This is a genomic window from Dietzia sp. DQ11-44, from assembly GCF_014145205.1.
GTDB lineage: Bacteria > Actinomycetota > Actinomycetes > Mycobacteriales > Mycobacteriaceae > Dietzia > Dietzia natronolimnaea.
Window position 1 is genome coordinate 1 of record NZ_JAALEC010000723.1, and the last position, 12825, is coordinate 12825.

14 protein-coding genes are annotated in these 12825 nt (G+C 68.9%); 8 read left to right on the forward strand and 6 right to left on the reverse strand.

Annotated elements, in window-relative coordinates:
* The 3 genes from G6018_RS16280 to dmpG all read left to right on the forward strand — a co-directional run.
* Window positions 1-357, forward strand: a 357-nt coding sequence (locus tag G6018_RS16280) for an HNH endonuclease signature motif containing protein (protein ID WP_182640183.1), incomplete at its 5' end; no start/stop codon positions are given.
* 88 nt (window positions 358-445) lie between these two features.
* Window positions 446-1393: an acetaldehyde dehydrogenase (acetylating) gene (locus tag G6018_RS16285; protein WP_182617001.1), complete on the forward strand. Its 948-nt coding sequence runs from the start codon at window positions 446-448 to the stop codon at window positions 1391-1393.
* Between the two features lie 5 nt (window positions 1394-1398).
* The gene (gene dmpG / locus G6018_RS16290) at window positions 1399-2463 is read left to right on the forward strand and encodes a 4-hydroxy-2-oxovalerate aldolase (RefSeq protein ID WP_182611030.1); all 1065 of its coding nucleotides are present in this window, start codon (window positions 1399-1401) and stop codon (window positions 2461-2463) included.
* 41 nt (window positions 2464-2504) lie between these two features.
* On the opposite strand, the gene G6018_RS16295 is transcribed toward dmpG, so the two are convergent.
* From G6018_RS16295 to G6018_RS16310, 4 genes are read right to left on the reverse strand one after another with little or no spacing between them, the layout of a single operon-like run.
* Window positions 2505-3026, reverse strand: coding sequence for a flavodoxin domain-containing protein (locus tag G6018_RS16295; protein WP_182640184.1), 522 nt, complete (start codon window positions 3024-3026; stop codon window positions 2505-2507).
* Between the two features lie 13 nt (window positions 3027-3039).
* Window positions 3040-4101, reverse strand: coding sequence for a ferredoxin--NADP reductase (locus G6018_RS16300; RefSeq protein WP_182640185.1), 1062 nt, complete (start codon window positions 4099-4101; stop codon window positions 3040-3042).
* Window positions 4102-4156: 55 nt separating this feature from the next.
* Window positions 4157-4552 (reverse strand): hypothetical protein, encoded by a 396-nt coding sequence (locus G6018_RS16305; protein WP_182616996.1) that lies wholly within the window; start codon window positions 4550-4552, stop codon window positions 4157-4159.
* Window positions 4552-5775 (reverse strand): Rieske 2Fe-2S domain-containing protein, encoded by a 1224-nt coding sequence (locus G6018_RS16310; RefSeq protein ID WP_182616994.1) that lies wholly within the window; start codon window positions 5773-5775, stop codon window positions 4552-4554. Before G6018_RS16310 ends, G6018_RS16305 begins: the two co-directional genes overlap by 1 nt.
* 188 nt (window positions 5776-5963) lie before the next feature.
* Here G6018_RS16310 and hsaA point away from each other — a divergent pair, with 188 nt between their 5' ends.
* The 5 genes from hsaA (at window position 5964) to G6018_RS16335 (ending at window position 11211) form a co-directional block, all read left to right on the forward strand.
* Window positions 5964-7139 (forward strand): 3-hydroxy-9,10-secoandrosta-1,3,5(10)-triene-9,17-dione monooxygenase oxygenase subunit, encoded by a 1176-nt coding sequence (gene hsaA / locus G6018_RS16315; protein ID WP_182616992.1) that lies wholly within the window; start codon window positions 5964-5966, stop codon window positions 7137-7139.
* Between the two features lie 33 nt (window positions 7140-7172).
* Window positions 7173-8072, forward strand: coding sequence for an iron-dependent extradiol dioxygenase HsaC (gene hsaC / locus G6018_RS16320; RefSeq protein WP_182616990.1), 900 nt, complete (start codon window positions 7173-7175; stop codon window positions 8070-8072).
* A gap of 102 nt (window positions 8073-8174) precedes the next feature.
* Window positions 8175-8759 carry a 3-hydroxy-9,10-secoandrosta-1,3,5(10)-triene-9,17-dione monooxygenase reductase subunit gene (hsaB, locus tag G6018_RS16325; protein WP_182640186.1) on the forward strand — a complete coding sequence of 195 codons (585 nt, stop codon included), beginning with the start codon at window positions 8175-8177 and terminating at the stop codon, window positions 8757-8759.
* A gap of 68 nt (window positions 8760-8827) precedes the next feature.
* A complete protein-coding gene (locus tag G6018_RS16330) occupies window positions 8828-10018 on the forward strand; it encodes a hypothetical protein (RefSeq protein ID WP_182640190.1) in 1191 nt (396 codons plus the stop codon).
* Window positions 10015-11211, forward strand: coding sequence for a sulfotransferase (locus tag G6018_RS16335; RefSeq protein ID WP_182640187.1), 1197 nt, complete (start codon window positions 10015-10017; stop codon window positions 11209-11211). Before G6018_RS16330 ends, G6018_RS16335 begins: the two co-directional genes overlap by 4 nt.
* A gap of 25 nt (window positions 11212-11236) precedes the next feature.
* Here the strand turns inward: G6018_RS16335 and G6018_RS16340 are convergent, their stop codons facing one another.
* Together G6018_RS16340 and G6018_RS16345 are read right to left on the reverse strand one after the other, a co-directional pair.
* Window positions 11237-12058 carry an inositol monophosphatase family protein gene (locus G6018_RS16340; RefSeq protein WP_182640188.1) on the reverse strand — a complete coding sequence of 274 codons (822 nt, stop codon included), beginning with the start codon at window positions 12056-12058 and terminating at the stop codon, window positions 11237-11239.
* Window positions 12059-12068: 10 nt separating this feature from the next.
* On the reverse strand, window positions 12069-12825 hold a 757-nt coding region (locus tag G6018_RS16345), incomplete at its 5' end, for an acyl-CoA dehydrogenase family protein (protein ID WP_182640189.1).

A 12825-nucleotide genomic window follows, 5' to 3' on the forward strand; every position in this document is an offset into this window, starting at 1 on the left:
CGCCACCCCGGCTGCACCGTCGACGCCCACGACTGCGAGATCGACCACGTCATCGCCTTCGACCACCTGCGCCCGGAACTGGGCGGACCCACCGCCGAGTGGAACCTGATCTGCCTGTGCCGCAAGCACCACCGCGAGAAGACCTTCGGCCACTGCGCCTACCGGCCCGGCCCACTCGGTGAACTGACCATCATCACCGAAACCGGACACGAACACCGCACCACCCCACACGGCCCCCTGGCCCAAGCGCGCGACCGGATCCTCGACCACCGATGGCGCCAACACCTCGACCGCCTCATCACCGACGACGGCCACCTCACCAACCCACCAGGCGCCCACCGCACCCACCCCGCCTGACGGGCGACTCCGGGTTCCGTCACGCAAGCTGTTCCGCTGAGCGGCACGCCTGATTGTGGCGGAGAAGACAGGTGGAGAGACTGTCGGTATGACAGAGAAGACCATGCTCACCGCCGCGATAGTCGGGTCGGGAAACATCGGCACCGACCTTATGTACAAGCTCGAGCGCAGCGAGTTCATCGAGCCCAAGTGGATGATCGGCATCGATTCGGAGTCCGAGGGGATGAAGCGCGCCGCAGACCACGGACTGACCTGCATGTCTGGCGGGGCCGATGAACTGCTGGCCGCGATCGAGGCGGGAGGCGAGAAGCCCGACCTGCTGTTCGAGGCCACCAGCGCCTACGTCCACAAGGCCTACGCGCCCCGCTACGAAGCCGCGGGCATCACCGCCATCGACCTCACCCCCGCCGCGGTGGGCCCGATGGTCATCCCGCCCGCCAACCTGCACGACCACGTCGACGCGCCGAACCACAACATGGTCACCTGCGGCGGCCAGGCCACCATCCCGATGGTCCACGCGGTCTCCTCGGTCGTCCCGGTGGAATACGCGGAGATCGTCGCCTCGGTCTCCTCCGAGTCGGCGGGGCCGGGCACCCGCGCGAACATCGACGAGTTCACCGAGACCACCAAGCTGGCCATCGAGAAGGTCGGCGGCGCCAAGCGGGGCAAGGCGATCATCATCCTCAACCCCGCCGAGCCCCCGATGATCATGCGCGACACCATCTTCTGCGCGATCCCCTCCGGCGCCGACCAGGACCTCATCACCACCGCCATCCGCAAGCGCGAGAAGGAGATCCAGGAGTACGTGCCGGGGTACCGGCTGCTCCAGGAACCACAGTTCGATCCGCCCACCGAGATCACCGGGGGGATGGCGCGTGTCGCCATCTTCGTCGAGGTCGAGGGGGCCGGGGACTTCCTGCCGCCGTATGCCGGGAACCTCGACATCATTACCGCCGCCGCCACGAAGGTCGGCGAGGACATCGCCCGGACCCGGCTCGGCAGGACCGAGCTCACCACCACCACGCTGGGAGTGTGAGGACCATGGACAGGACCAACCCGTACAACGCAGACGCCCGCGCGTACAGCCCTGAACTCGACATCCGCATCACCGATTCGTCGCTGCGTGACGGCTCGCACCACAAGCGGCACCAGTTCTCCGTCGACGACGTCCGCGAGGTCGTCGCGGCGCTCGACGGGGCCGGGGTCCCCGTCATCGAGGTCACCCACGGCGACGGCCTCGGCGGTGCGTCCTTCAACTACGGCTTCGCCAAGTCCTACGACCAGGACCTCATCAAGGTGGCGGCCGAGACCGCCACGCAGGCCAAGATCGCGTTCCTCACCCTGCCGGGACTGGGGATCAAGGACGATATCCTGGCCGCGCGGGACAACGGCGGGTCGATCTGCCGGGTCGCCACCCACTGCACCGAGGCCGACGTCTCGATCCAGCATTTCGGATACGCCCGTGAGCTCGGGTTGGAGACCGTCGGGTTCCTCATGATGAGCCACACCCAACCCCCGGAGGTGCTCGCGAAGCAGGCCCGCATCATGGCCGACGCGGGGTGTCAGTGCGTGTACATCGTCGACTCGGCGGGCGCGCTCGTCATGGACCAGGTGTCAGACCGGGTCGCCGCGCTGGTCGCGGAGCTCGGCGACGACGCGCAGGTCGGCTTCCACGGGCACGAGAACCTCGACGTGGGCGTCGGGAACTCGATCATGGCCATCCGCGCCGGCGCGCAGCAGATCGACGGTTCGACCCGCCGCTTCGGCGCCGGCGCCGGCAACACTCCCGTCGAGGCACTGGTGGGCGTGTGCGACAAGCTCGGCATCACCACCGGCGTGGACTTCTTCAAGATCGCCGACGCGGCCGAGGACGTGGTGCGGCCGCTCATGCCGACCGAGTGCGTGGTCGACCGGTCGGCGTTGATGCTCGGATACGCGGGCTGTTACTCGTCCTTCCTCAAGCACGCCGAGGGCCACGCGAACCGGTACGGCGTGCCCTCATCGGAGATCCTCATCCGCGCGGGCGAGCGCCGCCTGGTGGGCGGACAGGAGGACCAGCTGATCGACATCGCGCTGGAGATCCAGAAGGAGCAGGCGGGCGTCTAGACCGCATCAGTACAGAACGCGGCAGTTCGTCGACGGGACCGTCAGGTGCCGGTCGTGGTGTGACCCTGCGCCCAGTCCACGATCGGCCCGAGGGTGGACTCGTCGACGAACTCCACCCGCTCGCGGTTCAGCAGGAGGCGGGCCATCGGTTCGTCCGGCGTCTTGCGCAGTTCTCTGCGCAGGGCAGCCATGAGTACGCGGTCCGCCCACCGCAGCCGGTCCGGGTCCAGGTCGCCGCGCAACTGGAAGACGGTGACCTCGCGACCGGAGGCCGCCACGAGTTTCTGCGCGAGGGTGCCGCGACCAGGGTCGTCGGCGGGGGACAGGGCGACGACGACGAGGGCCGCGGGGCCCGGAGCCGAGCGGATCGCCCGGATGATGCGTCGCCGACCGAGGATCGTCGTGACGTATTGAGGTGCGAGGACGATCAACGGGTCGGCGGCGGCCGCGTTCCCGATCGAGGCGAGATCCACGGCGCGCGTCCCGATCCTCTCGGCGAGAGCGTTCGCGTATTTGCGGGTGGAGCCGTATCGGGAGGTGAAGGTGACGACAGGGTGGTTCACGCCCTGCAGTCTGTCACTCGGAGTACGAGACCTCGACGCGATCGGTCTTGGGCAGGAGCTGGCAGCTCAGTACGTACCCCTCCTCGACCTCCTCCGGGTCGAGGATCCCGTTGTGGATCATCTCGACCTCGCCGGACTTGAGAATGCAGGCACAGGCGGAGCACTCGCCCTTGCGGCAGGAGAACGGCGCCTTGATGCCCTTCGACAGCAGGACGTCGAGCAGCGGGGTGTTGCGGGGCCACGAGACCTCGTGGGTCTCGTCGTCGAGCTCCACGATCGCCGTGGCCGGCCCGGCGCCGTCGTCTCCAGGCGAGTCGTCGATCACGATCTCGGCGAACGGATCGCCCTCGATCGAGGAGAACGCCTCGGTGTGGATGAGGTGCATGTCGGCACCCGAGCGGCGGAGCCCGTCTTTGACGGTCTCCATGAACGGCGCCGGGCCGCAGATGTACGACTGGCGCTTGGCCGCCACCGGGTGCAGGAGATTGCCGATCATCTCGGGGGAGGGGATGCCCGACACCGACTCGAGCCAGTGGAGCACGGTGAGCCGATCGGGGTTCTCCCGCTGCAGGGCCTGCAGTTCGTCCTTGAAGATCACCGACTTCTCGTCACGGTTGGCGTACACCATGACGATGTGACCGGTGCCCTGGGCGAGCGCCGACTTGAGGATCGACATGACCGGGGTGACCCCGGAGCCGGCGGCCAGGAGGATGAAGTCCTGGTCGAGGTTCTTGGGCGTGAAGATGCCCGACGGGGCCAGCACGTGCATGGTCATGCCGACCTCGGCGTTGTCACACAGCCAGTTGGATCCGTACCCGTCGACCGTTCGCTTGACGGTCACCTTGAGTCGGGAGTCCTCGGTGGGGGAGCTCGAGAGCGAGTAACAGCGCGCCACGGACCCGGTCTGGTCACTGGGGATCCGCAGGGTCAGGAACTGTCCGGGGGTGTACCGGAAGTCCTCCTCGGCACCGGCGGGGATCTCGAAGACGATCGACTTGGCGTCGGCGGTCTCCTCGATCACCTCGGCGATCGAGAGTTCGCGCACGAAGGAGCCGAGTTGTGGGGTGGCGGTCATGGATTGGGAGCCTATCGCTTGAATGCGGCGGGGCGGGAGATCACTCCCGGACGTCTTACTCCGGGACGTACAGCGGGTTGACCATGTGATCGGCGTCAGCAGGATCGACACCCTCGGCGAGGGTGATCAGACCCTCCGCGTAGGCGTACCGGATGCTCGCGAGCATCCGTGGGCAGGTGTCCTCCCCCTGCGGCCGCTCGCCGCCGTCCCGCCATTCGGCGAGGACGGGGCACGCGCGGTCACTGCTCGCGGTCCACTGGATGGAGGTGTGCTTCTCGCTGTTCTTCCGGACGGACACACAGGTACCGCACGCGCGGCACTCGACGGGGTGGAAACCCGCCCGGGTGTAGGTCTCGCGGTCCAGATCGGTGTCGCCGTGCAGCCGCGCGGCGCGCGCCGGGTCGGTCTCGTCCCAGGTGGGCGCGCGCCGCGAGTCGTGTTGCTTGAACATCACTTCTCCGCGCGGGAGGCGCTCGCTTCCCCGGCGACCTCGGCCATGCCGGTGTACTGGGTCTGCTCGTCCGAGATCTCGGCCTCACCGGCCTCCTGCTTGCGCATGTTCTCGGCGACCTCGCCCTCCCAGTACTGGTTGGCGGCGGTGGTGTCGACCTCGAACTCGAACCGCTCCTGCATCTCGGGCTCGACCTTGTCGCGGTCCACGTAGAACTGCTCGTACCACCGGCGGAGCTGGTAGACGGGACCGTCCTCCTCGCACAGGAGCGGGTTGGCGATCTGCGACTTGCGCTGCCAGATGCGGACGTCCTGGAGGAAGCCCTCGCCGAAGAAGGTGGCGATCTTCGCGGCCATCTTGGCGGCCGTCGCGTCGTCGAAGCCCGCCGGCTTCTTCACCGACAGCCCGTACATCAGCACGAACGAGTTCTGGTCGATCGGGTAGTGGCAGTTGATGAGGATCGCTTCGGTCTCGAAGTCCCCGTACATCTGCTTGAGGGGGTTGATCATGTACGCCGGACCGAAGTAGGACGCCTCGGACTCGAGCAGGGTGTCGCCGTACTTGCCGCCCGTCGGGTCGTGGTCCGGCCGGCCCTTGGTGTTGAGGTACTGGGTGGCGGTCTGACCCTCGAAGACGTTCTTGAAGTACGTGGGGAACGCGAAGTGGATGTAGTAGAAGTGGGCCATGTCGACCACGTTGTCGACGATCTCCATGCAGTTGGAGCCCTCGATCACGAGGCGGTTCCACTCCCAGTCGGTCCATTCGCCGGTGCCGTACTCCGCGATGACCGGGATCGCGTCCTCGTCGCGGGGCGGGTTGCCCTCATGGTCGTGCCAGACGAAGACCTGGCCGGACTGGATGTTGGTGATCCAGGCGCGGGTCCTGGCGCGCAGCGGGACGCGCTTGGCGTAGGGGATGCCCTTGCACTTGCCGTCACCGCCCCACCGCCAGTCGTGGAACGGGCACGCGATGTTGCCGTCCTTGACCTCCCCGTCGGAGAGGTCGCCGCCGAGGTGCCGGCAGTAGGCGTCGAGGACGTTGATCTCACCCTCGTCGTTCGCCCAGACGACCAGCTTGGTGCCGAAGGCCTGGATGGAGTGGGGGGCGCCGTCGCTGAACTCCTTGACGGTGCCGATGCAGTGCCAGCCGCGCGCGTAACGATCCCGGGTCTCGCCCGTGTCGATCTCGCGGACAGCTCCGGGGGCCGAGCCGAGTGCGGTCATGATGATCCTCCTGAGGGCATGAGCCGGATGAGAACAGGTTATAGAATCGGGATGCCGGTCACAACCAATCCCTGTCGGCGCTGGCACGGGGTGCCATAGCCTGAGTTCCGGGCGGTTCAGTCTGGTGCAAAACTGTAACGTGTTCTAGTCTAAGGCCAAGCGGCCCACAAAAGCCAGAGAGGGATCACATGAGCGAGCACGCCAACCACGAGGTCATCGACCGGATCAAAGCACTGCTGCCCGGTTTCGCCGAGCGTGCGCAGGAGACCGAGGACCTGCGCAGGGTCCATCCGCAGAACATCGCGGAGCTCGACGAGGCCGGCTTCTTCAAGCTCTGTCAGCCCGCCCAGTGGGGCGGGTACGAGGCGGACATGGAGGCGTTCTACACCGCTGCCATGACCATCGCGTCGGCCTGCCCGTCCACCGGGTGGTGCGCGAGCATCCTGGGGATCCACAACTGGCACCTGGCCCTGTTCCCGCAGCAGGCGCAGGAGGACGTGTGGGGCTCGGACACCACCGTCCGCATCTCCTCCTCCTATGCCCCGATGGGCGCGGCCACCAAGACCGACGACGGGTTCCTCCTCAACGGCAAGTGGTCCTGGTCCTCGGGCTGCGACCACGCCGACTGGGTGTTCGTGGGCGGTCCCGTGCTGGACGGCAACGGCAAGATGATCGACTTCTGCACCTTCCTGGTGGAGAAGTCCCAGTACGAGATCCTCGACGTCTGGCACGTCGCCGGACTCAAGGGCACCGGGTCGAACGACATCCTGATCAAGGACGCCCTCATCCCCGCGCACCGCGTGCTGTCCTTCGGTGACATGGCCAACACGACCAGCCCGGGGCTGGAGGTCAACACCAACCCGATCTACCGCATGCCGTGGGGCACCATCCACCCCACCACCATCTCCACCCCGATCGTCGGCATGGCGTTCGGGTGCTACGAGGTGCACCGCGAGCACCAGCGCGCGCGGGTCCGTGCCGCATTCGGCACCAAGGTCAAGGACGACCCGTTCGCGAAGGTCCGGCTCGCCGAGGCCGCGGGTGACATCGACGCCGCGTGGCTGCAGCTCATGCGGAACGTCCGCGAGGAGATGGACCTGATCAAGGCCGGCGACGTCCCGGGTATGGACATCCGCACCCGCGCCCGTCGGGACCAGGTCCGCGCCACCCAGCGCTCGATCGACGCGATCGGGCTGCTGTTCCAGAACTCCGGCGCCCGCGCGCTCGAGGACACCTCGCCGATCCAGCGCTTCTGGCGCGATGCCAACGCCGGTCGGGTGCACGCGGCCAACGAGGCGACCAAGGCGTACATCATGTACGGACAGAACGAGTTCGGTGAAAAGGTCACGGATTCGATGGTCTGATCCGCCCGAGCGGATCGAGAGGACTGACTTGGCATGGCAATAAGCAACTTCGGATACGTGCGGATCTACGCCACCGACATGGACGCCTGGCGCGAGTACGGCACCAAGGTGCTCGGATTCGTCGAGGGCAAGGGCGACGACCCGGATGCACTCTACTTCCGTATGGACGAGAACCCGCACCGGTGGATCATCGTCCCCGGACCGGAGGACGCGCTCGCCGCGGTGGGCTGGGAGTGCGCGAACGAGGCGGAGCTCGACGATGTCAGGCGACGTCTCGACGCGGCCGGGGTGGCCTGGCAGGACGCCCCGGACGAGGTGAAGCGGGACCGCAGGGTTCGCGGACTGATCACCTGCCAGGACCCCGCCGGGTTCACGCTGGAGATCTACCACACCATCGCTCTGCAGCACCGCCGCATCCCGACCCCCTACGGGCACGAGTTCGTCACCGGCGACCAGGGGGCGGGCCACATCGTGCTCTCCACCCCGGACGAGGCGGCGGCGCTGGAGTTCTACCGGGACGTCCTCGGGTTCGCCCTCCGTGACTCGATGAGCCTGCCGCCGGAGATCGTCGGTCGACCGGCCGACGGGGAGCCCGCGTGGCTGCGTTTCCTCGGCTGCAACCCCCGCCATCACTCGCTGGCGTTCACCCCGTTCCCCAACCCCACGGGGATCATCCACCTGATGGTCGAGGTCGCGTCGGCCGACGACGTGGGACTCGGGCTGGACCGGGCACTGCGCAAGAAGGTCAGGATGTCGGCCTCACTCGGCCGGCACGTCAACGACAAGATGCTGAGCTTCTACATGAAGACGCCCGGTGGATTCGACTGCGAGTACGGCTGCGAGGGCGTGCAGGTCGACGATTCGGACTGGGTGGCACGGGAGTCCACCGCCGTGAGCCTGTGGGGCCACGACTTCTCCGTCGGCTTCAAGTAGACGCCTAGGCTGGTTTCCCGGGCAGCAGGGTTGTCGACCAGCTGAGCCCGGGACGCCCGATGACGCCCGCGCACGACCGAGTCCAGGGAGGACCGACTTCAGATGAGCAGCACCGACCACCCCCCGGAGGGGCAGAGCTTCTCCAACCGGGAACTGCGCGACGCGCTCGGCCAGTTCTGTACCGGGATCACCGTCATCACAGCGGTCAAGGACGACGCGCCGGTCGGGTTCGCCTGCCAGTCCTTCTCCGCGCTCTCCCTCGAGCCGCCCCTGGTCCTGTTCTGCCCGATGAAGACGTCGGGGTCGTGGAAGGGGATCGAGGCGGCCGGCAGGTTCTGCGTCAACATCCTGTCCGAGGAGCAGGAGGACGTGTCCTCCACGTTCGGCCGTCGCGGCGACGACAAGTTCGCCTCGATCGACTGGACGCCGAGCCCGCTCGGCTCGCCGGTGATCGACGGCGTGATGGCGTGGCTGGACTGCGAGATCGAGCAGGTCCTCGACGGCGGCGACCACTGGATCGTCCTGGGGCGGGTCGCCCACCTCGGACCGACGGAGCGGGACGTCCGACCGCTGTTGTTCTACCGCGGCGCCTACCTGAGTATCGGGGAAGACGTCGTGGATCCGACGCCCGAGCAGGAAGAGCTCGAGAACTTCATCACATCCGCCGACTCCTACACGTGGCTGTGAGCGGCACGGTGGGGGAGAGCGCTGTGGGGGAGAGCACGGTGGGGGAGAGCACGGTGGAGGAGGACCCGGTGGAGGGGGCCGGGGCGACCGGCCCGCTGGCCCGCGCCCTGGCCGAGGCCGAGGAGATCATCCGGTCGGCGCCACACGTGCGGACCGAGGCGGACGTCGCGGAGGGGCTCGACTACCTGCTCGGGACCATCCGCGGCGCCATCGAGACCGGCCAACACCGCGGTCGCAGTCACCCGCAGCTGTTCCAGGCCACGGGCCCGTACACCAAGATGGGCCTGGACAACCCCGACACGCTGTACTTCTACGCCAACCTCACCGACGGCGCCGAGTACGTCATCGAGGGCCGTCGCGGCACCACGGCGGACCTGTCGTTCCAGGTCATGGCCGGGACGTATTCGGCCGACGAGCGCGCCGCGTCGCACGCGGCGTTCGACGACCGCGCGCTGGAGATCGGCGACGACGGACGGTATCGCTTCCGATTGGGTCCGGCGAGGCACGACGACGACGAGGGCGACGCCGGCTACGTGGTGCTCCACCCGGGGACCTCGATGATCGCCGTCCGCGAGGTCTACTCGGACTGGAGCCGTGAGGTGGCCGGGTCGGCGATCCTGCGGAGGGTCGACACGGTGGGCACCGCGCCGGAGCCGGTGACGCTCGCCGGTCAGGAGAAGTTCTACGCCAAGCTCGCCGAGGCGCTCATCGGGCGGTTGCGGACGTGGCTGGCGTTCCCCGCGTGGTTCTTCGGGGACCAGGTCCGCAACACACTGAACGAACCGAGGCAGACCCCCGGCGGCCTCACCACGCAGTTCTCCTCCGCGGGTGTGTTCGAACTCGGGCCGGACGAGGCCATGGTGATCTCCGTGCCCGTCGCCGGCGTGCCCTACCAGGGCTTCCAGCTGGGCAGCATGTGGTACGCCTCGCTCGAGTACGTGCACCACCAGACCAGCCTCACCGCCGACCAGGCGCACGTCGGCGCGGACGGGATGATCCACCTCGTCGTGGCCGACCGCGATCCCGGTCTGGCCAACTGGATCGAGACCCTGGGCCACCGCGAGGGCATCATGCAGTTCCGCTGGCAGCGGGTGAGCGAGCCCGTCACGCCGGAGCTCGGTCCCTCGGTGAAGGTGGTGCCGTTCGACCGGCTCGCCGACGAGGTACCCGGGTACGACGACCAGCGGGTGACCGCCGAGCAGTGGCGCGAGCGGATCGCCGCGCGGCAGGACGCGTTCGCGCGGAGGGGGCTGTCATGACCGGGTCGGCCGTGAGCGACACGGAGCGGGTGCACGTCGGCACCGTCGAGGACCTGCACGCGAGCGCCTCGCGGGCGATCGGGTTGGAGGACTTCGGCGACGGCGAGGACCGCCACCGCGAGGCGCTGGGCGTGCTGCTGGACTCCCTGCACTCCGACGCGGGCCTCACCCCGGCGGGGAGCAAGTACTGGCGCTCCGTGCTCAAGGGCGCGATGGTGGCCCGGCTCGTCTCGCAGGCCGGCTTCTCCGCGGACCCGGCCCAGGCGGACGTCGAGATCGTGCGGCCCGTCGTCGTCACCGGGCTTCCCCGTACCGGGACCACTGCGCTGCACCGGCTCCTCGGCGCCGACCCCGCCAACCAGGGGCTGGAGCTGTGGCTCACGGAGGTGCCCAAGCCGCGGCCGCCGAGGGAGCAGTGGGAGGACGACCCCACCTACCGCGGCCTGCGCGACCTGTACGCCGGGTTCAGGTCGGAGAACCCCGACTACGGAGGGGTGCACTACATCTCCGCCGACGACCTGGAGGAGTGCTGGCAGCTGCTCCGGCAATCTGCCACGGCCGCCTCGTACGAGTGCCTGGCCAGGCTCGACGGATACTCGCGCTGGCTCGAGGGAGTGGACTGGGTGCCCGCGTACCGGCGGCACAAGCGCAACCTCCAGCTGATCGGGGCGGACGACCCCGGGCGGCGGTGGGTCCTCAAGAACCCCAGCCACCTGTTCGCGCTCGACGCGCTTCTCGAGGTGTACCCCGACGCCGTGGTGGTGCAGACGCACCGCGATCCGCGGAAGTCGATGGCGTCCATGTTCTCGCTGGCGCACCGGACCGCCGCGGACTGGTCGACCCGGTTCACCCCGGAATACATCGGCTCCTCGCAGCTCGACCTGTGGGCGCGGGGCGTGTCCGAGTTCGACGCGGTGCGCGCCCGGCACGAGGCCGACCCGGGCTCGCGGGCGACGTTCGTGGACGTCAACCACCGGGAGCTCATCGAGGACCCGGCGGGAGTGGTCGAACGGGTGTACTCCGCGGTGGGCACCGAGCTCGACGAGGGCGTGCGCGAGGCGGTCGAGGCGGAGAACGCCCGGAGTCTGTCCGGCGACCGGGCGCCCGCACACCGCTACACGCTCGCCGACTACGGGCTCAGCGAGGACCAGGTCGCCGAGCGGTTCGACGGCTACCGGGGCCTGGAGGGCTAGAGGTACTGGACTAGAGGTACCCAGGTCAGAGGTACGCCCGCGCCGCCTCGATGATGCGGTCCGCGACGTCCTCCTTGCACACGAGCAGGTCGGGGAACGCGTTCTCCTCGACGTTGTAGACCAGCTCCGAGCCGTCGAGTCGGCTCGCGTGCAGTCCGCGCTGGCGCACCACCCCGTACGTGGCCGCGGAGTCCCACTGGTGGTGGCCGCTGGTGTGGATGTAGGCGTCGCACTCGTCCTCCACCACGGTGGCGGTCTTGCCCCCGCCCGAACCGAGGCGGGTGAGGGAGGCGCCGAGGGTCTCGGCGAGTTCTTCCGCGAACGCCGGGGGATCGGCCTCCGAGACGGCGATGCGCAGGCGGTCGTCCTCACGCGGCGGGACCAGCGGGCCGGGGCGCGGCCCGCGGATGATGGAGATCGGCTGATAGGTGGTGGCACCACGGCCGGTGATCACCCGCCCGTACGCGGGCATGGCGATCGCGCAGGCGGTGATCCCGCCGGTGCCGTCGGGGCCGCGTTCCCACAGGGCCACGTGCACCGCCCAGTCGGGGCGGCCCTCGGTGCGGTACGAGCTGACGCCGTCCAGCGGGTCGATCATCCACACGCGGTCCGCCTCGAGGCGGGCCCGGGAGTCCGGGTTCCATTCGCCGAACACGAGGTCGTCGGGGCGGGCCACCGCGACCCGGTCCAGGATCACGGCGCGGGCCTCCCCCTCGGCGAAGTCGCCGAGTTCCTCCGGAGCGACACGGGAGACCCTCAGGTCGGTGAGCAGCCGTCCGGCCTGTGCGGCCAGGTCCTCGGCGAGTCGTTGGTCGTTGGTCCGTCCGTGCTCGGGGAAGGGGCTCATGCAGGTGATTCTAGAGGCCCGCGGCCACCTCGAGCGCCGCCAGGATCTCGTGGGGTTGGCCGAGTAGCTGAGCGGTGCCGTGGGCCCGCTTGAAGTACAGGTGAACGTCGTACTCCCACGTGATCCCGACCCCGCCGTGGAGCTGGATGGCCTCGCCGGTGATCCACTGCAGCGCCTCGGAGCAGTACACCTTGGCCGCGGCGGCCTCGATCTCCGCGGCGTAGGCGGCGTCGTCGGAGTCGGGCCCGTCCCCGAGGGACTGCGCCTCGGCGACCATCGACGCGGCCGAGTAGGACAGCGACGCCGCGGTCTCGGCCCTGACGTACATGTCCGCCATGCGGTGCTTGAGGGCCTGGAACGAGCCGATGGTCCGGCCGAACTGCGTGCGCTCCTGCGTGTACTGCACGGTCGCGTCGAGTGCGGCCCGCGCGGCGCCGACCTGCTCGGCCGAGATCGCCGCCCACCCCACTGCGCGGAGTCGGGCCAGGAAGCTGGGGCGGGTCGGGATCGGGGTCGCGGTGACGGAATCGAACTCCACGCGCGCCATCGTCCGCGTGGGGTCCATGACGGGAACACGGGTCACGGTGACGCCGGGGGTGCCGGCCGGCACCTCGAACAGGCCCACGCCCCCGCCCGAGATGGCGATGACGAGCAACGTGGAGGCGGTGTCGGCGCCCAGGACGTGGTGGGCCGTGCCGCTGAGGGTGGGATCGTCGTCGCCGGACGCCCTGACGCCCGGCGTCGCCCACCCGTCCTCCGACGCCCAG

Bases quoted from the DNA above. Each gene is read 5' to 3' on its own strand.
- G6018_RS16285 (WP_182617001.1), top strand. From the start codon at position 446: ATGACAGAGAAGACCATGCTCACCGCCGCGATAGTCGGGTCGGGAAAC.
- dmpG (WP_182611030.1), top strand. From the start codon at position 1,399: ATGGACAGGACCAACCCGTACAACGCAGACGCCCGCGCGTACAGCCCT.
- G6018_RS16300 (WP_182640185.1), bottom strand. From the start codon at position 4,101: ATGACCGCCACCCCACAACTCGGCTCCTTCGTGCGCGAACTCTCGATC.
- G6018_RS16305 (WP_182616996.1), bottom strand. From the start codon at position 4,552: ATGTTCAAGCAACACGACTCGCGGCGCGCGCCCACCTGGGACGAGACC.
- G6018_RS16310 (WP_182616994.1), bottom strand. From the start codon at position 5,775: ATGACCGCACTCGGCTCGGCCCCCGGAGCTGTCCGCGAGATCGACACG.
- hsaA (WP_182616992.1), top strand. From the start codon at position 5,964: ATGAGCGAGCACGCCAACCACGAGGTCATCGACCGGATCAAAGCACTG.
- hsaC (WP_182616990.1), top strand. From the start codon at position 7,173: ATGGCAATAAGCAACTTCGGATACGTGCGGATCTACGCCACCGACATG.
- hsaB (WP_182640186.1), top strand. From the start codon at position 8,175: ATGAGCAGCACCGACCACCCCCCGGAGGGGCAGAGCTTCTCCAACCGG.
- G6018_RS16335 (WP_182640187.1), top strand. From the start codon at position 10,015: ATGACCGGGTCGGCCGTGAGCGACACGGAGCGGGTGCACGTCGGCACC.
- G6018_RS16340 (WP_182640188.1), bottom strand. From the start codon at position 12,058: ATGAGCCCCTTCCCCGAGCACGGACGGACCAACGACCAACGACTCGCC.